A 22,880-nucleotide genomic window follows, 5' to 3' on the forward strand; every position below is an offset into this window, starting at 1 on the left:
TCATGAGCATCGGACGTATCATCAGGCATCTCCTCCAGCACCATTGGCGTGTGCGGCAAGTGTTCCCGAAAAGTGTGCTCGATCGCATCGAGCAGGCGATCAAGCAAAGCGAAAGGACGCATTCCGGCCAGGTGCGCTTCGTCGTCGAAGGTGCGCTCGACGGCCGCCCGCTGTTCCGCAATCAGCACGCTCGCGAGCGCGCGCTCGATTTGTTCTCGCATCTGCGGATCTGGGACACCGCGCACAACAACGGCGTGCTGATCTATCTGCTGCTCGCCGACCGCGATGTCGAGATCATCGCCGACCGCGGCATCGATGCGAAGGTTGGTGCCGCGGGCTGGGAGGCGATCTGCCGCGCGATGGAGGCCGCGTTCGGCTCCGGCGAGTTCGAGCGTGGCGCGATCGATGGCATTGCGGCGGTGTCGCGAGAGCTCGCAAAGCACTATCCGCCGGGCGGGGCGCATCCGAACGAGCTGCCGGACACACCGGTGGTGATGTGAGAGTGCGGCTCTGTCCGTCGTCATTGCGAGGAGCGAAGCGACGAAGCAATCCAGAATCTCTTGGCAGCGGCAGTCTGGATTGCTTCGCTGCGCTCGCAATGACGGGGTTGGCAGAGGCGCCCGCGCCTTCAGTCGTCCAGCTTGTTCAAATCCCGCACCGACTGCATGATCGGCTCGAAGTTCGATCGTGCATCCAGCGCTTCGAACAATTCCGCGGTGTCTTCCAAGAGGCCGTGTGATCGCGCAATCGCGATGCGCACGTCTTCCTGCGGTGTGTCGGACAGCCTTCCGTGCCCGGACAGCAGGATCTTGGTGTTCAGCCCCTTGATGCGCTCCAGCGACTGGATGTAGTCGGAGATGCTGCCGGAGCCGAACACGCCGCCCATCACGCCGCCGGGCATCAAGGTATCAGCGGCAAACAACAAGCCCTTATCCTGCTCGAACAGCGTGATGCAGGCCGAGGTATGGCCCGGCGTGTACATCACGTTGAGGCGGAAATTGCCGAGGTCGATCAGGTTGCCCTCCTCGAGCCAGATGTCGATGTTGATAGGCACGTTCGGTTCGTTGAACATCTTGCGCAGCATCGAGAAATCGTCGCGCAGCATGATCTTGTTGGCGGCAAGGCGATGGGCGGCCACATAGGTGCGGCGCTCGTTGAAGTGCCAGGCCGCGCCGATATGGTCGAGATGCTCATGGCTCAGCACCACCATGTCGATCTTCTCGGGCGGGCATCCGGCGAAGGTCAGGCACTCGGCCATCGCCGGATAGTTGGAGGACAAGCCGACATCGATCAGGATGGTTCGCGCCGAGCCGCGTACCAGATATGCGTTGGCGGCGCGGTTGAAGAAGCGGATCTGGTAGACGTCATCGGCCGCCTGGATCAGCGAGCAGACGTCGTTCTTCATCAGGATCGGGAATGCGGTCGGCTTGCGCTCACTCATGATTGCGCCGCCCGGTAGGTAACGGCGTTGGAGGCGCGCAGGCGCTTCGATAACGCGTCCATCACCATCAGCGCAAACGCCGGCTGCTGGCTGACGAGGTAGACGAAGCGCGCGTGGTTGATCCGCATCACCTTCGTATCGGGCGCCGATGCAATCGCGGTCGCCGAGCGGGCTGAGCCGTCGATCACGGCCATCTCGCCGAAGAACTCGCCCTTGCCGAGCTTGATGATGCTGGTTTTGCGGGCGCCGTCGAGTTTGGCGATCTCGACCTCGCCGTCGAGCACGACGAACAATTCGCGCCCGGTGGAGCCCTCCTCGAAGATGACGTCATCGACACCGAACGTGTTGATGCATTTCTCGATTGTCATGGCACCCCCAAACGCCTTCTGGCTGACGGGATGGCCCATGTTAACCGGGGAACGGTCACGGGCAAACACCGGCCGTCCCGGCCGTTGCTCCGCCGTTCATCTTCATCCGGTTACAAATTGTTTCATGCCCGCCACGCCGGTTCCATTTTCCCGACCCAATTCGGCCCCGGACGAGTTCCTAAAATTTCGGTAAGCGGGTCCCGAGGTAAGGAATTCGCAAGCAATGAAAGTTACCAAAAGGTCAACCGAGACTGGAGTATTTGAGCCGTGAGCGAACCAATGCCCGAACTGGCCGGCCAGGACAGCGCCGCAGACGCCGCCGGAGCAGCCGTGCCGCCGGCCGTCGAGGCTGCCGCCGCCATCGATGCCCCTTCGATCGCCCCCGACCATGAGACGCCGCCCAAAGCAGATGCCCCGGCGGTCGAGCCGCCGCGGATCGTGGTCCCGAAGTTTGAGGTCGGCGCTGAACCCAAGGCTGAACCCAAGGCTGAGCCCAAGGCTGAACCCAAGGCCAAGGCGGAGCCAAAGCCCGGCAAGCTCATCGTCATGGCGCCCCCGGAGCAGTCGTGGGAGCGCGAAGAGTTCGCCCCGCATGTGAAGGCGGACGAGGTGCGGGACACTGCCGGCAAGCGTCGACTGTCGGCGATGGCCGCTGTCGTCGCGATCGCGGCTTGCGTCGGCGCCGCCAGCGGCGCGCTCGCGACCGCCAGCATGATGCATTTCGCCAGCCCGGCACCGGCGCAGGTCGCCGATACCAGTGCGCTGGATGCGTCCGTCTCGCGGATCGACGCCGACATCGTCGCGCTCAAGGCCAATCTCGAGCACAGCTCGAAGAATGGCCTCAGCCAAATCAACCGGGCCAATGATCGTCTCGACAAGCTCGAGAAGGCGCAGGCCGAGCCGATGGCCAAGCTCGCCAAGTTGTCCGAGACCGTCGACAAGCTCCGTGCCACGCCGCCAGCCGCCCCTGTGCAAGCTGCCGCCCCGGCGCCCGCCAAGGAAACCACCGGCACGGTAGCAGCACCGGCCCCGACCCAGGTTGCGACGGCTGCTCCTACGGCGGCTCCCGTGCCTGCTGCGCCCAAGACCGAAGTCGGCCGCCTGCCGACGATCGAGGGCTGGAGGCTGCGCGACGTCGCCAATGGCGGCGCGCTGGTCGAGGGCCGGAGTGGCCTGTACGAGGTCTATGCCGGTGATCCCATCCCGGGAATCGGCCGCGTCGACGCGATCCGCCGTCAGGATGGCCGCTGGGTGGTCGTCACCAGCAAGGGCCTGATCGTCGCGCGCTAAGCGTCCGATATCTCAATGCGAAGAGGCGCTTCACCACCGCGTGAAGCGCCTTTTTACTTGAATAGGCTGTCGTCCGCGGTGTTAGTGGAGGCATGAGCCGCGCGCTGCGAATTCTCCTGGCTGCCGCCATGTTGTCCGGGAACATCATGTCGCTCTCGGCAGCAGAGCGCCCGGCGCTCGCACGCGGCACCGCGATCACCGATCCCGATCTCCTGCGCAGGCTCGACCAGAGCGATGCGCTGTCGATCCCCCGCCTGCTGCAGCCCGAGCGCAACGCGAATGCTCCGCTGACGAGCGACCTGCTGTTCACATCACTGTCACAGCTCAAGGAGATTCCGCCGGCGATCGATGCCGAGTTCGATCGTTACATCGCCCGGCACAAGCAGGCCTCGCCGAGCGAGACCATCGGCGTCGGCGACGGTTTCGATGTCCAGCTGTTCGATCGGGCCGCGCTGAAGTCGGCCAACACCCGCTTCGTGCTGGCGGGCATCGTCAACCGCATGGACCGCGCCTATGTGTCGGAAGAGTCCTGCGGCGAGATCCGCCTGATCTATCGTCTGGTGCGGTTCGACACCAAACCGGATGGCGCTAACGCCGCGACGCGCCTGCCGATGACGTTCAATCTGGTGATGAAGGCACGCGATGCCCGCCGGATCGATGCGAGCGGCAAGCCCATCACCTGTGCCGAAGTCGCGCGGCGCTGGCTCGGCAATGGCGACTGGCGGGGGCTGATCGGCAGTCGCACCGCGCCTTACGATGCGATGCTCGACCGCGTCGAGACCAACATCCAGATCTCGATCTCGCCAAAATCGGCGCTGCACGATTTCCGCTCCGACTATCTGCTCAAGGTGTTCAAATACAACGCCGTCGACAGGACATTCGAGGAATCGACGCTGGAGAACCAGATCGATCGCGATCGCATCCTCGCCGATGACACGCTCCGGCGCGACTTCAAGGCCTGGCTGCTGTCAGCAGTGAATCTTCGCGAGTTCGATCGGGGCACCGTGCTGATCCCGGAGCAATATCTCGCCAAAGCTGCCGTGGCACCAACGCCTGCGGGCCTCGACGCCTCCGCGTTGCAGCCGGAGTTCGGCATGATGCAAGGGGAAGAAGAAGGCGAGGGCAACGATCCCATCTTCACGGAGGATGACGTCGTCGGTGCGCTGAAGCAGGCGGCGGCGCGCGGCATCACCATGGAGAACATCCGCTCGGTCGCAGGCTTCCAGCGCCGTCTCAATGACGTCACCTGCTCGGGCTGCCACCAGACCCGCGGCATCGGGGGCTTCCATTTTCCTGGCGTGGACTGGCTGACGGAGGGGGCTTCAAATTCGACCATCGTGCCGGCCTCGCCGCATTTCTTCGGCGACCAGCTCCGCCGCCGCGACATCCTGGCCGCGTTCGCAGCCGGCAAACGCCCTGATTTTTCGCGCGGATTCGCCGGCCGGCCGCAGACCCGCGGCGTCCAAGAGCTCGCCGGCACCGAATATCTGGACGGCTGGGGCGCCCATTGTTCCCTGCAAAACATGGGATCGGGAACGCCGGATCAGAGTTTTACGTCATGGACCTGTGCTAACGGTCTCACCTGTCAGCCTGCGGCGGCCTCGAGCCGCATTGGCATGTGCTTCATCAAGACGCGTTAGGCCCGCCCCCAACCGGTTCGGATGACCCCATGACGGACACCAGCGATGCCAACAAGGAGCGCAATCGCGAGATCGCGCGCAATGAGGAAGCCAAGCAGGTCACCGGCAGCATCCGCGTCAGCACCTGGGCGGTCGCGGTCGTCGTCATCATCGGCGGCATCCTGTTCACGCTCGGCTGGCTGGCGCTGAGGTAGCCCCCGCTCTTTCGTCATGCCCGGGCTTGTCCCGGGTATCCACGTTCTCTATCCGCGCTCAAGATCGTGGATGGCCGGGCCAAGCCCGGCCATGACGGCGCTGAGGCTTTGGCGCGCGCACCTCACTTCGCGTAATTCGTCATCCGCTTGCCGGGAAGCAGCTCATAGGCCGGCTTCCAGCCGGGCAGCGCGGCCATGCGGCCGAGCCAGGCGTGGACGGCAGGATGGCTTGCGGCGAAATCAAAGCCGTGCTCGTCGCTCGGGTAGTGCAGATAGGCCATCATCGAGATATCTGCCACAGTCGGCTTGCTGCCGATGGCGAACGCGTTGTTCTGGAGATGCCCGTCGAGAATGCCGAGGAAGTCATCGAGCCGCCGGCGAAAATGCTTCAGCACCTGCGGATCGTTCTTCTGGGTGAAGGCCCGCATGAAGCGGTAAGTCGCCATGTAGCCGGTGAGCTTGTGGTTGTCCCAGAACAGCCAGCGCAGCAACTCGAATTTTTCGGCTTCTGACGCGGCGCCGAAGCGGCCATATTGTTCGGCAAGCACGAGGAGAAGGGGCGCCGTCTGCGTCATCTTCACGCCGTCGACTTCGAGCACGGGAATCTCGCCCATCTCGTTGACGGCCTTGCGCCATTCCGCGGTGCGCGTGACCCCGCCGCCGAAATCGGTCCACACAGGCTCGAACGTCTCGCCACAAAGCGTCAGCATCAGCGCCAGCTTGTAGCTGTTGCCGGATTCGGGGAAGTAGTGCAGGCGATAGGCGGGCATGAGACCTCACGCGGCGTTGGGCTTTGTCAATTGTTATACCGTGCCGGCCCCACATCGTCATTGCGAGCGTAGCGAAGCAATCCAGCAATGCATCCGCGGCGGGATTCTGGATTGCTTCGCTTCGCTCGCAATGACGGAGAAAGAGCGAGTGCCCTCTTACCCCACGGCGCCCTTCGACCGCAGCTCTTTGATCGCAGCCTCGTCGTATCCCGCGCCGCGCAAAATCTCGTCACTGTGCTCGCCGACGCCGGGCGGCTTGCGCGGCTGCACCTTCTTGGTGCCGTCGATCCAGATCGGCGAGTTGATGGTGAGCATCGTGTCGTTCTCGAACGGGACCAGCACCTCGTTGTCGAGCATCTGCTTGTCATCAGGGATGTCGTCCAAAATGCCGACAATGCCGAACACCAGCCCGTTGCCATCCAGGATCTTGCGCCATTCGGCGAGGTCCTTCGTCGCGAAGGTCTCGTCAAAGATCTTGATCAACTCGATCGAGCGGGCGTGACGGTCGGGCTTGGTGGCGAAACGCGGATCGTTGATCAGGTCCTCGCGCCCCAGGCATGTGGCCAGCGTCGGCCACTGCTTCTCCTCGTTGAGCAGCGACAGGATGAGCCAACGGCCATCCCCGCATTGGTAGTGGTTGGCAACAGCGTTGAGCGCGCGCTCGCGCGGCCGTCGCTCGCTGAACTTGGCGCCGCACAGCTTTGCCTGCGCCAGCACGCTCGCCGCCCACACCCCGTTCGCCATCAGATTGGAGGCGACATGAGAGCCCTTGCCGGTCTTCTCGCGCTGATACAGTGCGGTGACGATCGCGCTGTACAGCGCCATGGCGCAGGGATGGTCGCCCATGCCGGCGATCGAGCGCGCCGGCGTCGTGTCGGTGTCGGCGCGGACGAGGTCCATCAGGCCGGAGCGCGCCCAATAGGCGTTGCTGTCGAAGCCGGGCTTGTTGGCTTCCTCGCCCTTCTCGCCATAGCCGGTGAAGGAGGCGTAGATCAGCCGGTCATTGAGATGGGCGAGATGGTCATAGCTGATGCCGAGCCGGCCGCGCACCGGGGGCGGCATGTTGGTGATGAAGACATCGGCCTCCTCGACCAGTCTGTAGAGCACGGCCTGCGCCTCGGGCTTGGAAAGGTCGAGCGCGAGGCTCTTCTTGTTGCGGGCCTCTAACAGCCAGGCGTAATTGTGCTCGCCGGCGGGATAGCCGGGCAGGTTGGGCAGATTGCGGTAGGGATCGCCGATGCCGGGCGGCTCGATCTTGATGACGTCGGCGCCGAAATCGGACAGCACGGTCGCAGCCGCGGGCGCCGCGATGAAGCTCGCGCAGTCGAGAACCCTGAGCCCTGCAAAAATGCCTTTTTCCATCGCGGCGTTGCTCCCTCGCTCTTGTTGTTTCCCGCCGGCTGGAATTTCCGCGGGTCGCTCGTGGAGGCATTAGACCGATGTTTCAGCGGGATGCAACGGCCCCTCGCGGGCCTCACTCCTCACCTGCAAGCAACGCTGCGTTGCCGCCGGCTGCGGCGGTGTTGATGCTCACGGTCTGCTCGGTGGCGAAGCGCGCGAGATAGTGCGGGCCGCCGGCCTTGGGGCCGGTTCCGGACAGGCCGTTGCCGCCGAACGGCTGTACGCCCACCACCGCGCCGATCATGTTGCGATTGACGTAGATGTTGCCGACCTGGACGCGGTCGATAATGGCCTCGATCGTGTCGTCGATGCGCGAGTGGATTCCGAGCGTGAGTCCGTAGCCGGTCTGCTTGATCGACTGCAGAACATGTTCGAGCGTCTCGGCGCGGTAGCGCACCACGTGCAGGATCGGGCCAAAGACTTCCTCGGTGAGCTGGCCAGCATCGCGCAGCTCGAAGATATGTGGCGCGACGAAGCAGCCCTCCGGCGCGATGCCGGCAAAGTGCAGCCGCGCCTCCGACTTCATCCGCGCGATATGCGCATCGAGCCGCTGCTTGGCATCGGTGTCGATCACCGGGCCGACGTGGGTGGCGACCTCGGAGGGATCGCCGACTTTCAACTCGCGCGCCGCGCCCGCGATCATTTCGATCATGCGGTCGGCGACGTCGTCCTGCACGAACAGCAGCCGCAGCGCCGAGCAGCGCTGGCCTGCGGAACGGAACGCGGAGGTGACGACGTCGTCAGCGACCTGCTCGGGCAACGCGGTGGCATCGGCGATCATGGCGTTGATGCCGCCGGTCTCCGCGATCAGTGGCACGATCGGTCCGTCCTTGGCGGCGAGCGTCCGGTTGATGTGGCGCGCGACCTCGGTCGAGCCGGTGAAGACGATTCCGGCAACGTCAGGATGCGCGGTCAGCGCGGCGCCGATGCGGCCGTCGCCGGTGACGAGCTGGAGTGCGCTCTTGGGGATGCCGGCCTCGTGCAGCAGGGCGACGGCCTCGCGCGCGATGCGCGGCGTCTGCTCGGCGGGCTTTGCAACGACGGTGTTGCCGGCCATCAAGGCCGCGGTGACCTGGCCGAGGAAAATCGCCAACGGAAAGTTCCACGGCGAGATCGCGACAAAGACGCCGCGGCCACGCATGGCGAGCGCATTGCTCTCGCCGGTCGGGCCCGGCATTGCCGTCTCGCTGCCGAACAGCTTTCGGCCCTGGGCGGCGTAATAGCGGCAGAAATCGGCGGCTTCACGCAACTCGGACAGCGCATCGTCGAGCGTCTTGCCGCCTTCGCGTTGAAGCAGTGCGATGAAATGCGCGCCGCGCCTCTCCAGCAAATGCGCAGCCTGCTCCAGCGCCGCCGCGCGTGTCGAGGCCTGCGTCCGGCTCCATGTCGCAAAACCGGCGCGGGCTGCAGCGATCGCGGCGCCCGCCTGCTCTGGCGTCGCGTCGGGGACGGGTTTGAGGTTGAGCGTCGCGGCATTGACCCCGGCCAGCATCCGCTCGAGCGCCGCGCGCTCGCCGAACTCGATTCCGGCTGAATTATGCCGCTCCGGCGCGAACAAGTCACCCGGCAGCGGGATCTTGGCGTGATGCGCATGGTCAGGCCGGACGATGAGATCGACCGGACGCTTCAACAGCGCCGGGACCGGCACGCGATAGTCGGCCGCCTGCGCCACGAAGGACGAGTTGGCGCCGTTCTCCAGGAGCCGCCGCACCAGATAGGCGAGCAGGTCGCGATGGCTGCCGACCGGCGCATAGGTGCGGTAGGCGATGTCAGGGTGATCCTTGGCAAGCTGCTCGTAAAGCGCCTCGCCCATGCCGTGCAGGCGCTGGAATTCGACGCCGCCGCTATCGCCGGCGAGTTCGAGCACGGTTGCGACGGTGAGCGCGTTGTGCGTGGCAAACTGCGGGAAGATGCGCGGCCGCAAACCCAGAAGCTTCGCGGCGCAGGCGACATAGTTCATGTCAGTCATCGCCTTGCGGGTGAATACCGGATAACCGTCGAGCCCGCGCTCCTGCGCGCGCTTGATCTCGGTGTCCCAATAGGCACCCTTGACGAGGCGCACCATCAGCTTGCGATCATGCGCGCGCGCGAGTTCGTGGATGTAATCGATCACCGCGCTGGCGCGCTTCTGATAGGCCTGGATCGCAAGCCCGAAGCCGTCCCATCCCCCAAGCGAGGGATCGGCCAGCGTGGCCGCGATCACGTCGAGCGACAGTTCCAGCCGGTCGGCTTCCTCGGCATCGACGGTGAAGTTGAGGTCATAGGTCTTGGCGCGCTGCGCCAGGTCCAGCAGTTGCGGCACCAGCTCGGCCATCACGCGGCCGCGGCTGATCGCCTCGAAGCGCGGATGCAGCGCCGAGAGCTTGACGGAGATGCCGGGCCGGTCGGGCAGGGGATGGTTGCCTGCCGCCTTGCCGATCGTCAGAATCGCGCTCGCATAGGCGTCGAAATAACGCTTCGCATCCGCTGCGGTGCGCGCGCCTTCGCCGAGCATGTCGAAGGAGTAGCGCGGCCTCTCGCCGGAGCGCGGCTTGCCGCGTTCCAGTGCCTGCTCGATGGTCTCGCCCAGCACGAAGTGATTGCCCATCAGCCGCATCGCCTGGCGCGTGGCGGTGCGCACGGCGGGTGCGCCGAGCCGCTTCACCAGCCGGCCGATGGTGCCGTCGGGTGTCTTGCCGGGCTGGATCACCCGCGCCGAAAGGCCGAGCGCCCACGCCGAGGCGTTGACCAGGAATGCGGTGGACTTGGTCTCGTGATGGATGAAGTCGCCTTCGCCGAGCTTGTCCTCGATGAACTGGTCGGCGGTGCGGGCATCAGGCACGCGCAGCAGCGCCTCCGCCAGCACCATCAGCGCCAACCCCTCCTTGGTCGAGAGCGCGAACTCGCGCAGCATGTCCTCGACGCCCCCAAGACCACCTCCAAGCCGGTCGTCGCGCTTGCGAATCGCCTCGATCAGCCGGGTTGCGGTGCGGTCGATCCGTGCTTCCTGTGGCGGGGCGAGATGTGCCGATGGAAAGAGCCGCGCAGCGATGTCGGCATCATCAGGCGCATAGGGGGCGGAGAAGGGAGGCGGGATGTTCGGCATGGCGTGTCCTGTGCTGAGATCAGGATAAGGCCCGCGGGACCGTAGTACGATAGACAAGATAATGATTTTGCCTTAGGAAATGAAGATCAATGGCATATTGACCAGATAAAATATGGAACTCGATCGAATCGACCGGAAAATCCTCTCGATTTTACAGGAGGATGGGCGCATAGCCAATGTCGAGCTTGCCGAGCGCATCGGGCTGTCGCCGACCTCGATCGGCGAGCGGCTGAAGCGCCTGCAGCGCGAGGGGTTCGTCGAAGGCTATGGCGCGCGGCTCAATCCGCATCGGCTTGGCCTCGGCCTGCTGGTGTTTGTCGAGGTGCTGCTCGACAAGACCACGCCCGACAATTTCGAGCGCTTTGCGCGCGCGGTGAAACTCGCGCCCGAGGTGCTGGAGTGTCACATGGTTGCAGGCGGCTTCGACTATCTGGTGAAGGCGCGGCTGGCCGACATGGCTGCCTATCGGCGCTTCCTCGGCGAGACCCTGCTATCGATGCCGGGCGTGCGGGAGACGCGGACCTATGCGGTGATGGAGGAGATCAAGCGCGACGCACCGTTGCCGGTGGGCTGACGAAATGCGGTCGCGATTGTCGCTGCTGCGGCGTTGATCGGCGATCTCTCCAGGCAAATAGCCTATCGCGTGCAGTCGCAACGCCCGTCGTCGAATGCACTGATCGTCTTCTAAAATCTTGTTGGCCTCACTCCCGGACTGACCCGGGAGGCAGCAAGAGCTGGCGGCTTATACTTTGAGGTTCTCTGCGGAGGTCTTGCCCCGGTTTGCGATCTCTTCGTATTCCACCGTCTGTCCTTCGTTCAGGGACGACAGACCGGCTTTCTGCACTGCCGAGATATGCACGAACACATCCTTGCCGCCCGACGCAGGCTGGATAAATCCATAACCCTTGGTCGGGTTGAACCACTTGACCGTACCTTTAGCCATCACGACTTCTCCGCGGGTCTTCCTCCGAGATCACGAACCGCCAGTCCCCGCCAACCGGCCGGTTCGGTCCTATAGGATACGCGGAATGAGGCGGGCTTGGTAGATCAAACCACATCAGCATTTCTCCGAAATTCGCTCAACTTCGCAGCGTTTTTGCCTGTTTTGCCCGTTTCGCGGTCAATTGACCCTGACACCGTCAATAAGTCGCGGCCAGATAGTCCACGATCTTGCCGACGTCGGCATCGTCGATCGGTGCCCCATAGACCTTGATCATCTTGGTGACCTCGGCCTGCCAGAAGGCTTTCTTGTCCTTCATCGGCGGCTGCGTCGCGATGTAGTCGGACGAGTGGCAGGCGGTGCAATTGCCTTGAACCACTTCGAGATTGGGCCCAGCCTTGAAGGCCGCGACCTCGTCCGGCGTCTTGTAGTCGATCGGTGCTGCAAGGGCCGAACCCACCATGGCGGCGACGGCGAGCGTAATGGCGCCGAGAACGGTGCGCTGCATGATCATTCTCCTCAGGCCACGCTGGCGCGGACGGTTTCGACGACATTGCGCAGATAACCCGCCGGGTTCCAGCGCGGTGTGTCGGGCTGCGTCTCGCCGGAATTGCTGGTCGCGCGCACCTTGAGCTCGACCTGGCCCGCGGCAAGCTTCACCGGCAGCCTCCATTCGCGGAAGGAGTAGTTGCCGAGATCCTTGCCGAGCTTGGCGGAGGCCCAGGTCTTGCCGCCATCCGTGGAGACCGACACGTCCTTGATGCCCTTGCCACCATCGAAGGCGATGCCGCGCAGCATCGTGCGGCCGGCCTTCAGCTTGGCGCCATCGGGCACATTGGTGATGAAGGAACGGATGGTGAAGCGGTTGATCGGGATCGTCGCCTTCGGTGCCGTGCCGGGCGCGACCGAATTGTCCGGCGTATCCGGAATGCGGTAGGCCGACTTCATCCAGAATCCGTCATAGACGGTGTCGACGACGGTGATCTCGTTGAGGTGCTTGACCCAGTAGGTGCCGTAATAGCCTGGGACGATCAGGCGCAGCGGAAAGCCGTTGAGGAACGGCAGGTCCTCGCCGTTCATGCCATAGGCCAGCATCACCTCACCGTCGGTGGCGTGATCGAGGTCGAGCGCCTTGGCGAAGTCGGGGGTCTTGTCGCTGACCGGCCCGTCCATGCCGCCGAAGACGACCTGCTTGGCGCCGGTCTGCACGCCCGCCATTTCCAGCACGGCCTTCAGCGGCACGCCGCGCCAGCGCGCATTGCCCATCGCGCCATTGGCGAGCTGGCCGCCGGCGACGCGCGGCTCGAAGAAGCCGCGGCTGTTGCCGGAGCACTGGTTGACGGCGACGATCTCGGTCGCCTTCATCTTCCTGATGTCCTTCAGCGACAGCTTCAGCGGCTTGTCGACCTTGCCCTTGACCTCGAGCGTGAACTTGTCAGGGTCGAGATCGTAGGGCAGGCCGGCGAGGTGGTAGCGCACGAAGAACGCGTTATTCGGCGTGATAGGGCCGTCGTTGAACACCGCGAATGGCGTCTCGAGCTGCGGCGGCCGGCTGGTGAGCCCGATCATCGGCCGCTTCTGGGGATATTTCACCAGCGGTCGCTCGCCATTGGCAAACGGCAGGGTGACGGTGTCGAGAGCCAGTGCCCCGGTTGAATTCAGTGTGGCCGTCAGTGCGGCAAGACCCGCTCCTTTGAGCAGGTCGCGTCGGTCGAACATGTCGTCTCCTCCCGGAGCTTTTCGTTGACTCGCGGTCATCACCGCTACACCCACGCTCATCTGTCTCAACCGTCAGGTTGAAGTCAATTCGTGCTTTCGCAGCAAGCCCATGCCGCTGCGCCGCAATACACCGGTGTTGCGCGGATGACTCCTTCTTCACCTCTCCCGCTTGTGGGGGCCGGCAGGGGGCTTTTTCCTCTAGGGGATTGTCCCCTCGTGGAGACACCCTCTCCACGACCCTCTCCCGCAAGCGGGAGAGGGAGCACACTTTCCGTGTGGCTCGCTTTACGCGGCGACGCGCGCGTCGCCGGCGATGAGGGCGGACAATGTCCTGGTGTCGGCGACGACGCGCACGACCATCAGCTCGTCGCGACCGCGGATCGCCACCTCCTGCTTCGGCAGTGCCTCCTCGTGAAGGCCGGCGGTGCGGCGGACCTCCTCGGAGACAACAGCCTCGCAGGCGAGCGTCTTGGTCATGTCCTGAAGGCGGGCGGCGACGTTCACGGCATCGCCGAGCGCGGTAAAGACGATGTGGTCGCGATAGCCGATGTCGCCGATAATGACCTCGCCGCCATGGACGCCGATGCCGAAGCGGATCGGCTGGCGCAGGTCGTGGCTCAGCAGCTCGTTGAGCTCGTCGACATGGGTTGCGATGGCGGCCACCGCCTTCAGCGCCTGCCGGCAGGCGTTGTGCGGATCGGTCGCGAGGCCAAACAGCGCCAGCATGCCGTCGCCGACGAACTGGTTCGGCTGCCCCCCGTTCTCGATCACCGCCTGCGACACCGCGCCAAGGAAACGATTGACGATGAAGACGGTATCGAATGGCAGCCGTTTCTCGGCGAGCTGGGTCGAGCCGCGCATGTCGACGAACAGGCTGACGAGATAGCGCTCCTGTCCGATTCGTGCCGGCGAGGACGCTTGCGCGTTGCCCGACAGCATTTGTGGCATGAACAGCTGGAAGAAGGAGAGATCGCAGTTCGGCCGCAGCTGGCAGGCGAGGCGGATCGAGGGATCGGCAGTGCCGACGCGAGCCAGCACGAAGGCCTCGCGCTGCGACGGCTCAGGCAATGTGTCGTGGTCGCCGATGATGCGGATCCGGCAGGTCGAGCAGCGGGCGCGGCCACCGCAGACGCTGGCATGCGGCACGTTGTGGCGCAGGCTCGCTTCCAGCACGGACAGGCCTTTGGGCACGCGCACCGTCTTGCCGTTGCCGTAGGACAGCACGATCATGCCGCCACGCCGCTCGCGCCAGCCGCGCACGCCGCGCGCGAGCAGCGCCAGCCCGAGCAGCCCGAAATAACTGATCGTCAGTCCACCGGTGATGCGGTCGAGCGTGTCGGCCTGTGCGAACGTGCCGACCTCGCGCTGCGTGTAATTCTGCCGGCGCCAGTCGCTGTCCTCGCTGTCGGCGGCGACACTGCGGCCACCCTGGTAGATGCCGAGCAGCGCCAGCGTCGGGATCAGCACGGCGGCCGCCAGCAGATACGGTGCCGCGCGCATGAAGAACGGTTTCAGCCGGAGCCAGAAATAAATGCCGATGCAGCCGTGCACCCAGGCGACGATCAGCAGGATCGTCATCGTCCAGAGCCGGCCGGGCGCCACGACGAAAAACAGATAGAGCTCCTGCGGATAGAGCTTCTCGTGCCCGTACAGTGTCTGGCCGAGCCGGATGCCGATGACATGCGCCATGATCAGCGCCGGGATGCTCAGCCCCAGCACGAGCTGCAGCGGCTCGATCGTCCGCCAGCGGAACTCGCGGCGCTGGTACAGCGCATAGACGCCGAGACCCATATGGGTGAGGGCCGCACCATAGAACACGATCGCGACGGGCAGGAACTGCCAGAACGCGATGTGGTAGTAGACGCCGACTTGCATGGCGTCGACCGAGATGTTGCCGAGCGCGTGGTTGAGGAAATGGCTGATCACGTAAGCAAACAGGATGACGCCGCAGGCCAGCCGCACCTGCCGCGCGCTGGTCGAGCGGACGAGTTCGGGCAATCGTGAAAGTGCGGTGGCGGCCATGATTCGCTTGTACCAGTTCACTGAGGAGAACAGCCAGCGGAGAGTTAAATTCCTGATGTAGACGGCCCTTCCGATCACATGCGCGGCAAGGTTACCTGATGGTAAGTCTTGCAGGGTGGCAAAGCTCGCCGCCAAGCGCGCCCTAAGCGCGCGCAGATCCGTGGCCCCATTGCCACAGGGAGCTGTTTGGCGAACATTCGGAGTTACCAGCTCGTGCTGACACTCATCCTGTGCTGACGGGCGCGCTTTGCTTGCCCGGGACGACGTGGCCACATTGACTCCCCCTCGCAAGTCAGGGAAAAGCGCGGCCGTGACGATCGCTCCCGATATCACCATGAAGCCCAGCGGCGCGTTGCGCCGGCCGCTGGTCATTGCCGCGTTGGTGATCGCCGCGATGACGGTGCTGCGCATCGTCTATGCCTCCGCGATCGAGCTGCGCACCGACGAGGCCTATTACTGGACCTGGTCGAAAGAGGGAGCGCTCAGCTTCCTCGATCATCCGCCCGGCATCGCCTGGCTGATCCGCTTCGGAACCGCGATCTTCGGTGACACGTTGCTCGGCGTTCGCTTCGGCGGGATCGTCGCAATGCTGGTCACGCAATTGTTGCTCGCCGATATCGTCCGCCGCCTCACCCATGATGTGCGCGCGGTCGTTGTTGTGGTGCTGATGCCCGAGGCCGCGCTCTATTACGGCCTGCTGATGGCCAAGGTTGCGCCCGATGTCGCGATGATCCCGTTCGCGGTGGCGATGATGTGGTCGCTGGTACGGCTCGCGCAGAGCGGTGACGGGCGTTGGTGGCTCGCAGCCGGGCTGTTCGCGGGCCTGTCGTTGCTGTCGAAATTCACCGCGATCATGTTCGCGCCGGCGGTCGCCGCTTTTCTGCTGGTGCCGGATTGGCGCTGGCGCTGGCTGCGCAGCCCCTATCCTTATCTCGCGGTACTGGTCGCCATTGCGGTGTTCTCGCCGGTGCTGATCTGGAATGCGCAGCACGATTGGGCCTCGTTCCGTTTCCAGGGCGTGCGCGCCACGGCCAATTACGGCATCTCGCTGCGCACCATCGGCGACTACATCGGCCTGCAATTTGGTCTCGTCGGTTTCGTCATGTTGCCGGTGGTGCTGTCCGGCCTCGCGATGACGGCATGGCGTGGCTATCGCTCCCGTGAGCCGGTGGCGATCCTGCTGTCGACGGCGGTGCTGGTGCCCTTCGCCTATTTCTTCTTGAAGTCGATGACGCTCAGGGTCGGCGATACCTGGCCGATGTTCATGTGGCCGGTCGGTTTCGCGGCCGCCGCCGTGAACCTCGCAATGCTGTCGAAGGAAGGCTGGTCGGCGCAGACGATCCGGTCGAGCCTGTTCTGGGTCGACACGGCCTTGGTTTCGGGGATCGCCTTCGTCGTGATCGTGTTCCTCTATTACGTCGCGGCACCCTGGAATTTCCTCGGCAAGATCGATCCAATCGGTGCCGAAGCCGGCTTCGAGCAGGTGGCCGCGCGCGCGCAGGCCGCGCTGGATGAGACAGGCGCGACCTGGATCGCAACCACCGACTACCGCACCTACGCCATGATGCGCTGGCTGTTCCGCGGCCGCGTCCCCGTGATCGAGATCAACGAGCGCGGCCGCTTCCAGGATTTTCGCGATCCCGGCATGGACCGGATCAGGGGGCACGCCGGGCTCTATATCGGCCGCCAGCCCGACGATCATTCGCCTCTGTGGGACCGGATCCCCGCGACTCGCGCGCCCTTGGCGCAAGTCGAGCGGCGCTGGCGCGGTGTCCTGATCGATACCTACACGATCGACGAGCTCACCGGATGGACCCCGGAGCTTTCGCCGCCAAAGGATTCGCCGCTGTTCCGGTGGAAGGTGCTGGCGTGGAAATTCGAGAAGCGCTCGCTCTCCTAGCGCTACTCCTCGTCCTCTTTCTTCCGCAGCAGATCCGTCGCCAGATCGGACAGCTTTGGCGGCGGCAGGGCGGCGAATGGCAGCGGCCTCGTGACGTCTATCGCGGCCAACCCCAGCCGCGCCGTCAGCAATCCGTTGAGCATGCCTTCACCCAGCCGCTGCGACAGTTTTGCGGCGATCCCGTGCCCGAGCATCTGCTGCACCAGGCTGTCGCTCGCGGCGAGGCCGCCGGTGATGGCGAGATGGGCGATGACGTGGCGGAGCAGGCGGATCATGCCGAGCGCGCCGGGTCGGCCGCCATAGAGCCGCGCGAGCTGGCGGATCAGGCGCAGCGAGGCCACGAGCACGAACAGCACGTCGAACAGCGCGCGCGGCGACACCGCCGTGACGATCGAGACCCGCTGCGCGGCCGACGACACCAGCCGCCGCGCCTCCGTATCCAGCGGCGACATCAATTCGCGTTCGGCGAGCCGGATCATGTCGGCGCCGTCGATGATCTCCCCCGTATGGCTCTCCAGCGTCGCGCGGGCGCGGGCAAGCTGCGGGTTCTGGTGCGCGATGGCGATCAGATCCCGCACGATGGCGCGGCTCTCCTTGCGATCGTCGCTCAGGAGCACTTCGGCGGCACGCCGGTGCAGCTTCTCGATCGTCGCAAGCCGCGCGAGTCCAAGCGCTTCGCGCCCGATCACCACGGCGAGCGCAAGCGTGGTGACGAAGGCGAGCGCGAGCCCGGCAAAGCCGAGGCTCTCGCTGCGCGCAAACAGGTCCTCGATCAGATTGACGACCCCGAGCCCGGTGCCGAGCAGCGTCAGGCCGGCGAGGCCGGACCAGAACAGCGCGCCCCAGGGAAAGCCGCGCCGCGCCGGCAGCGCGGTTTGAACCGGTACCGGCAGCAATGATGCATCGGGCTCCGGCGTGATCTGGATCGTGGCGCGGCTGAGCCGGCTGATCTCGTCGGCCTCGGTCACGACGACGCCGGGATCGTCAAGCCGGAACGTCGCCGGCCGCCGTGGCTTCGATGGGTCGCTCATGCCAGCTTGTCTCCGATCAGGAACTGCAGGGCACGGTCCAGGCGAATGTGCGGCAGCGCGGGCTCTTCATTGCCTTCACGTTCGAGCATTGGCGGGCGGAAGCGCAGAAAGCGAAAATCGCTCGTCTCGCCGGCCTGCGTCGACAATCCGCGGAATCCATCCGTGCCATTGAACAGCGGTTCGGGATCCAGTGGAAGATCGCCCGGAAACGTCGCGACCTCCGTGTTGCCGTCGAAGAACTCGCCGCCGGCACTTTCGCCCGCCGCCGGCGTGCCCAGGATCGAGGGCAATTTGTCGCGGCCATTGCTGACCTGAGCTTCGCGGGTGGCGCGGACGGCGGCAAGCGCCACGACATCGATCTGCGCGCCGGTATCTTCCGCGCGCGCTACGGCGCGGGTCACCGCGCGGCGCAGCACGGCCTCCAGCCGGTCATGGCTGGAATGATGCAGATGATCCGCTTTGGTCGCGGCGAACAGGATGCGGTCGATACGCGGCCTGAACAGGCTGGACAGGAACGTGCTGCGGCCGATGCGGAAGCAATCGAGAATACCTGACAGCGCCGCTTCGAGATCGTGCAGGGCTTCAGGCCCCGAGTTGAATGCGGCGAGCGCATCGGCGAGCACGATCTGTCGATCGAGCCGGGCGAAATGATCCCTGAAGAAGGGCCGCACCACGACGTCCTTATAGGCCTCGTAGCGGCGCACCATCATCGCCCAAAGCGATCCCTCCGGCGCCTGTCCGCCTGTGGGGACGTCGAGCGGAGCGAAGGTCAGCGCGGGCGTGTCCGCAAGATTGCCGGGCATCAGGAAGCGGCCGGGTGGCAACAGGCTCATCGCAAAGCGTTCGTCGCGGCAGGCGCGCAAATAGCTGGTGAAGAGCTTTGCAGCCGTGAGCGTCGCCTGCTCGTCCTCGCGGGCCTGGGGCTTGAGCGTTGAGAGATGCGCGTGCCAGTCTACGGCCAGATGCGCGCGCGGCGCTTCGCGCGACAACGCCAGGCTTTCGGCGGACCATTGCTCGAAACTTTTCTGGAGCAGCGGCAGGTCGAGCAGCCATTCGCCAGGATAGTCGACGATGTCGAGCGTGAGTGTGCGGTCGGCGCCATTTGGACGCTGATAATCGATGACGAGACGCAGTTCGCTGATGTCGACGGTCGAGCTCGGCCAGCGCCGCTCCTCGATCAGCGCACGCAGATGGTTCTCATAGGAAAAGCGCGGCACGGCGTCATCAGGCTGCGGCGCCAGATGGGCCCGCGCGATCCGGCCAGAGGCATAGGCCTCGAACACCGGAAGCCGCCCGCCGCGGGTCAGGCCATGGATGAGCGCGGTGATGAATACGGTCTTACCGGCCCGCGACAGGCCCGTGACACCTAGCCGTACCGTGGGATTGAAGAAGTGCTCGCCATAATCGATCAGCGCCCGGGCCGACACGCGCGCCTCCTCGACCATATCCTGGAAACTGAATGCCATATGAACGTGATTGGTCTCGGGGCGCGGACGGAACGGTGAAGCCGTTCACAAAAGTGGCAATTGCGCGGGGAAAATCAAGCTTCATACTTCCACCGCCTTTGTCGGCAAATCAGCCGATCGAACGACGCGCCGGTCCCAAAACACCCACACAAGAGGGCATTGCCCCGCTCAGCGGATTGCCATGACCATCTTCGGATTGAAACAACTTGCATCCACCTCGGTCCACGCAGCGGCCGATGCAATTCGCTGGAACTACGATCGCGCCGAGCTGATCGCAGACGGCGTCATCCATGCCATCGGCGTGCTCGCCGGCATCATCGCGGCGACCGTGCTGGTGGTGTTGGCAGCGGTCTATGCTGATGCGACCAATGTCGTCGGTGTCTCGGTCTATGTCGCCGGCCTGCTGTCGATGCTGGTGCTGTCGGCAACCTATAATCTCTGGCCGGTCTCGCCTGCCAAATGGCTGCTGCGCCGCTTCGATCATTCCGCGATCTATCTGCTGATCGCGGCGACCTATACGCCGTTCATCCTCGAGGTGAGGGACAGCGTGTTCGCGCTGGTGCTGCTCGCCGGCGTCTGGTGCGTGGCCATATCGGGCATCGTGCTGAAACTCTGCTGGCCCGGCCGGTTCGATCGTGTCTCGGTCGGGATCTATCTCGCCATGGGCTGGAGCGGTGTGATGCTCTATGACGCCGTGGCCACGGCGTTGCCGGCCCTGGCGCTGGGTTTCATCGTGGCCGGCGGACTGCTCTACAGTTTGGGCGTGATCTTCCACGCCTGGCGGCGGCTGCGCTTCCAGAACGCGATCTGGCACGGCTTTGTCTTGGCCGGTGCGGCATGCCATTATACCGCGGTGCTCGACCTCGTGTTGAACTGAGCACGTCCCGCGACACGGGATAAGACCATCTGAGAAAACAGGAGACGTCGCATGCAGGTGACCGGCAAGGTTGTGGTCGTCACGGGCGGCGCAAACGGCATCGGCAAGGCGCTGTGCGAGGCCTTTCACAAGGCGGGCGCCGCCAAGGTCGTCGTCGCGGACATGGACGCCGCCAATGCGAGGACCGTCGCAGCGACGGTTGATGGCGCGGCTTTCAAATGCGACGTCGCGCAGGAAAAGGATATCTCGCACGTCATCGACGAAACCGAGCGGCAGTTCGGCCCGATTGCATTGTTCTGCTCCAACGCCGGCATCGGCGGCGGCTTCGATCCGATGTCGGTCAATGCCGGCGGGGCCTCGGACGAGCCGTGGCAGCGCAGCTGGGCGATCCACGTCATGGCGCATGTCTATGCGGCGCGACATCTCATTCCCCGCATGAAGGCGCGCGGCGGAGGCTATTTCCTCAACACCATCTCGGCCGCGGGCCTGCTGTCGCAGGTCGGCAGCCCGGCTTACTCGACGACGAAACACGCCGCGGTGGGCTTTGCCGAGAACCTCGCGATCTCGCACAAGGCCGACAACATCAAGGTCTCGATCCTGTGCCCGCAGGGCGTCGACACCAACATGCTCCGCTCGATTCCCAAGGGCCCGCAATCCGGCGACGGCGACCTCACGCCAGAGCAGGTGGCGAAGGACGTGCTCGCCGGCCTCGAGCAGGAGACCTTCCTGATCCTGCCGCACCCCCAGGTGCTCGGCTACATGCGCAAGAAGACCGAGAATTACGACCGCTGGATCGGTGGCATGGCCAAGATTCAGGCGAAGATGCGGGAGGAGTTCGGGAAGTGACCGACGGGTCAGTGCGATTGAAGCACGTTTCCGCCAAACCCTCGCTGTCGTCCCCGCGAACGCGGGGACCCATAGCCACAGGGAGGAGTTTGGCGAAGACTGGCAGTTATTCGGTATCGATCACGGCGCTTCATCGATAAATCACGCGGTATGGGTCCCTGCGTTCGCAGAGACGACAAGTTCAATGCTTCTGCCCGTACAGCACCGGCACCGCCGAATCCACGATGACCTCCACGAGGCTCGCGCCCTCGAACGCCATTCCGCGCTTGAGCGCGTCGCCGAGCTCTGCCGCCTTGCTCACCCGCACCGCATGGCAGCCCATGCCCTCGGCGAGCCGGACGAAATCGATCCCCGGCAGCTCCAGCCCGGGCACGTTGCGCACCTGCATCACCTGGCTGAACGAGCGCATTGCGCCGTAGCCGGAATTGTTGATGACGACGACGGTCAGCGGCAGCTTGCGTTGGGCGGCGGTCCATAGCGCCTGGATCGAGTACATCGCGGAGCCGTCGCCGATCAGGCAGACGGTGCGCCTGCTGGGCTTGCCGAGTGCCATGCCGACCGCGGCGGGCAGGGAATAGCCGAGGCCGCCGCTCGCCATGGTGTAGAAACTGTCCTGGCCGCGCATCGGCAAGAACTTCTGCATCGCGGGCCGGTGCGAGGGCACTTCCTCGACCAGCGATGCGCCTTCAGGCATCGCCTGCGACAGCGCGTGCAGCAGGAATTCGACCGGCAGCGGATCGGCCGCCTGGGGTGGCGGCGGCAACGTGCGGCCCTTTGGCGTGGCGCGTTTGCTCACCGGCAGCAGGTCGAGCAGCAGGCTGAGCGCCGGCTTCATGGTCGCGATGATGCTGGTGCCCACAGGCGTGACCGCCGCCGCGTCCGGATCATCGGTGATCTGGAAGATCGCCGCGCCGCCGTCGAAGATCGCGGCATGGCCCTCGACATGGAAGGTGAACACGGGCGCACCGATGACGACGACGAGATCGTGCTCGCGCAGCGCGTCGGACAGCTGCGCCGGCGAAGCGTGCAGGAAGCCGGCGAATTGCGGATGCCGCTCGGGGAACGAGCAGCGCGCCGAGAATGGGCTGACCCAGACGCTGGCCTTCGCCTTCTCGGCCACGCGCACCATCAGATCCACCGCACCCGCACGGTCGACATCAGGGCCGACGACGAGGGCGGGGTGTTTTGCCGAGCCGAGTGCGGCGACCAGTGCCTTCATGGCATCAGGCTCGGGTCCGATCTCGCGGCTGACCTTGCGGGCCCCGATGGGAGCGCAGGCATGCGCCCAATCGTCGATCGGGATCGAGACGAAAGTCGGCCCGCACGGCGGCTGCATCGCCACGTAATAGGCGCGGGCGATCGCGGCCGGCACGTCTTCGGGCCGGGCCGGCTCGACGCTGTATTTCACATAGGGCCGCGGGAATTCGGACGCGCGCTCCGCATAGAGAAACGGCTGCAATGGCAGGATCGAGCGCGCCTGCTGACCCGCGGTGATCACGAGCGGCGTCTGGTTGCGATGCGCGGTGTAGATGTTTCCGAGCGCATTGCCGACGCCGGCCGCCGAATGCAAATTGACGAAGCTCGCATTGCGCGTCGCCTGCGCGTACCCGTCAGCCATTCCGACAGCGGAGGCCTCCTGCAGCGCCAGCACGTAATCGATGTCGTCAGGCCAGTCGCTCAGAAACGGCAGCTCGGTCGAACCAGGGTTGCCGAACACCTTGTCGATGCCGAACGAGCGCAGCAGATCGAGCGTCGCCTGCTTGACGGTGACGGACTTGTTGCCGGTCTTGCCGTTTTTTGTCATCGTTTCCGTCCCTGCTATTTATGTCGCGCCATCAGCCCCCGTCATTGCGAGCGCAGCGAAGCAATCCAGACTATCACCGCGGAGGG

At 64.8% G+C, this 22,880-nt stretch carries 20 protein-coding genes; 8 read left to right on the forward strand and 12 right to left on the reverse strand.

Going from position 1 to position 22,880, the window contains the following annotated elements; genetic code table 11:
- Positions 1–2 precede the first annotated feature (2 nt).
- Positions 3–500, forward strand: coding sequence for a TPM domain-containing protein (locus tag BM222_RS21705; RefSeq protein ID WP_092231744.1), 498 nt, complete (start codon positions 3–5; stop codon positions 498–500).
- 128 nt (positions 501–628) lie between these two features.
- Here the strand turns inward: BM222_RS21705 and BM222_RS21710 are convergent, their stop codons facing one another.
- Both BM222_RS21710 and BM222_RS21715 read right to left on the reverse strand, forming a co-directional pair.
- Entirely contained in the window at positions 629–1,441 is an 813-nt protein-coding gene (locus BM222_RS21710) for an MBL fold metallo-hydrolase (RefSeq protein ID WP_092231747.1), read from the reverse strand.
- Positions 1,438–1,809, reverse strand: coding sequence for a Crp/Fnr family transcriptional regulator (locus tag BM222_RS21715; RefSeq protein ID WP_092231920.1), 372 nt, complete (start codon positions 1,807–1,809; stop codon positions 1,438–1,440). Before BM222_RS21715 ends, BM222_RS21710 begins: the two co-directional genes overlap by 4 nt.
- 279 nt (positions 1,810–2,088) lie before the next feature.
- Between BM222_RS21715 and BM222_RS21720 the strand changes: the two genes are divergently transcribed.
- From BM222_RS21720 to BM222_RS41205, 3 genes are all read left to right on the forward strand, one after another.
- Positions 2,089–3,099 (forward strand): hypothetical protein, encoded by a 1,011-nt coding sequence (locus BM222_RS21720; RefSeq protein WP_092231750.1) that lies wholly within the window; start codon positions 2,089–2,091, stop codon positions 3,097–3,099.
- A gap of 92 nt (positions 3,100–3,191) precedes the next feature.
- Positions 3,192–4,739 (forward strand): hypothetical protein, encoded by a 1,548-nt coding sequence (locus tag BM222_RS21725; protein ID WP_092231753.1) that lies wholly within the window; start codon positions 3,192–3,194, stop codon positions 4,737–4,739.
- Between the two features lie 29 nt (positions 4,740–4,768).
- Positions 4,769–4,933: a hypothetical protein gene (locus tag BM222_RS41205; protein WP_177243364.1), complete on the forward strand. Its 165-nt coding sequence runs from the start codon at positions 4,769–4,771 to the stop codon at positions 4,931–4,933.
- Positions 4,934–5,055: 122 nt separating this feature from the next.
- On the opposite strand, the gene BM222_RS21730 is transcribed toward BM222_RS41205, so the two are convergent.
- The 3 genes from BM222_RS21730 to putA form a co-directional block, all read right to left on the reverse strand.
- The gene (locus tag BM222_RS21730) at positions 5,056–5,703 is read right to left on the reverse strand and encodes a glutathione S-transferase family protein (RefSeq protein WP_092231756.1); all 648 of its coding nucleotides are present in this window, start codon (positions 5,701–5,703) and stop codon (positions 5,056–5,058) included.
- Positions 5,704–5,859: 156 nt separating this feature from the next.
- Entirely contained in the window at positions 5,860–7,065 is a 1,206-nt protein-coding gene (locus BM222_RS21735; protein ID WP_092231759.1) for a CaiB/BaiF CoA transferase family protein, read from the reverse strand.
- Positions 7,066–7,177: 112 nt separating this feature from the next.
- The gene (gene putA, locus BM222_RS21740) at positions 7,178–10,189 is read right to left on the reverse strand and encodes a bifunctional proline dehydrogenase/L-glutamate gamma-semialdehyde dehydrogenase PutA (protein ID WP_092231762.1); all 3,012 of its coding nucleotides are present in this window, start codon (positions 10,187–10,189) and stop codon (positions 7,178–7,180) included.
- A gap of 112 nt (positions 10,190–10,301) precedes the next feature.
- Between putA and BM222_RS21745 the strand changes: the two genes are divergently transcribed.
- The gene (locus tag BM222_RS21745) at positions 10,302–10,763 is read left to right on the forward strand and encodes an Lrp/AsnC ligand binding domain-containing protein (RefSeq protein WP_018317238.1); all 462 of its coding nucleotides are present in this window, start codon (positions 10,302–10,304) and stop codon (positions 10,761–10,763) included.
- Positions 10,764–10,931: 168 nt separating this feature from the next.
- Here BM222_RS21745 and BM222_RS21750 read toward each other — a convergent pair whose 3' ends face one another.
- The 4 genes from BM222_RS21750 to BM222_RS21770 all read right to left on the reverse strand — a co-directional run bounded on the left by BM222_RS21750 (position 10,932) and on the right by BM222_RS21770 (position 14,870).
- Positions 10,932–11,132, reverse strand: a complete 201-nt coding sequence (locus BM222_RS21750) for a cold-shock protein (RefSeq protein ID WP_008134691.1) — start codon at positions 11,130–11,132, stop codon at positions 10,932–10,934.
- Between the two features lie 196 nt (positions 11,133–11,328).
- Positions 11,329–11,637: a SorB family sulfite dehydrogenase c-type cytochrome subunit gene (sorB, locus tag BM222_RS21755; protein ID WP_177243365.1), complete on the reverse strand. Its 309-nt coding sequence runs from the start codon at positions 11,635–11,637 to the stop codon at positions 11,329–11,331.
- An 11-nt stretch (positions 11,638–11,648) separates the two neighbouring features.
- Entirely contained in the window at positions 11,649–12,848 is a 1,200-nt protein-coding gene (gene sorA, locus BM222_RS21760; RefSeq protein WP_092231768.1) for a SorA family sulfite dehydrogenase catalytic subunit, read from the reverse strand.
- A gap of 285 nt (positions 12,849–13,133) precedes the next feature.
- A complete protein-coding gene (locus BM222_RS21770; RefSeq protein ID WP_092231774.1) occupies positions 13,134–14,870 on the reverse strand; it encodes an adenylate/guanylate cyclase domain-containing protein in 1,737 nt (578 codons plus the stop codon).
- A gap of 334 nt (positions 14,871–15,204) precedes the next feature.
- On the opposite strand from BM222_RS21770, the gene BM222_RS21775 reads away from it, so the two are divergent.
- Positions 15,205–16,770, forward strand: a complete 1,566-nt coding sequence (locus BM222_RS21775) for a glycosyltransferase family 39 protein (protein ID WP_092231924.1) — start codon at positions 15,205–15,207, stop codon at positions 16,768–16,770.
- A gap of 2 nt (positions 16,771–16,772) precedes the next feature.
- Here BM222_RS21775 and BM222_RS21780 read toward each other — a convergent pair whose 3' ends face one another.
- Both BM222_RS21780 and BM222_RS21785 read right to left on the reverse strand, forming a co-directional pair.
- A complete protein-coding gene (locus BM222_RS21780; protein WP_092231778.1) occupies positions 16,773–17,801 on the reverse strand; it encodes a YcjF family protein in 1,029 nt (342 codons plus the stop codon).
- The gene (locus BM222_RS21785; protein WP_092231785.1) at positions 17,798–19,267 is read right to left on the reverse strand and encodes a YcjX family GTP-binding protein; all 1,470 of its coding nucleotides are present in this window, start codon (positions 19,265–19,267) and stop codon (positions 17,798–17,800) included. The genes BM222_RS21780 and BM222_RS21785 overlap by 4 nt, the downstream gene beginning before the upstream one ends.
- 181 nt (positions 19,268–19,448) lie before the next feature.
- Between BM222_RS21785 and trhA the strand changes: the two genes are divergently transcribed.
- Positions 19,449–20,144, forward strand: a complete 696-nt coding sequence (gene trhA, locus BM222_RS21790; protein ID WP_092231788.1) for a PAQR family membrane homeostasis protein TrhA — start codon at positions 19,449–19,451, stop codon at positions 20,142–20,144.
- A gap of 51 nt (positions 20,145–20,195) precedes the next feature.
- Complete coding sequence (locus BM222_RS21795) at positions 20,196–20,990, forward strand: SDR family oxidoreductase (RefSeq protein WP_092231791.1); 795 nt, start codon at positions 20,196–20,198, stop codon at positions 20,988–20,990.
- 181 nt (positions 20,991–21,171) lie between these two features.
- Here BM222_RS21795 and mdlC read toward each other — a convergent pair whose 3' ends face one another.
- Positions 21,172–22,794, reverse strand: coding sequence for a benzoylformate decarboxylase (mdlC, locus tag BM222_RS21800; RefSeq protein ID WP_092231793.1), 1,623 nt, complete (start codon positions 22,792–22,794; stop codon positions 21,172–21,174).
- Positions 22,795–22,880 lie beyond the last annotated feature (86 nt).

This window comes from Bradyrhizobium sp. Gha, assembly GCF_900113735.1.
Classification (GTDB): Bacteria; Pseudomonadota; Alphaproteobacteria; order Rhizobiales; family Xanthobacteraceae; genus Bradyrhizobium.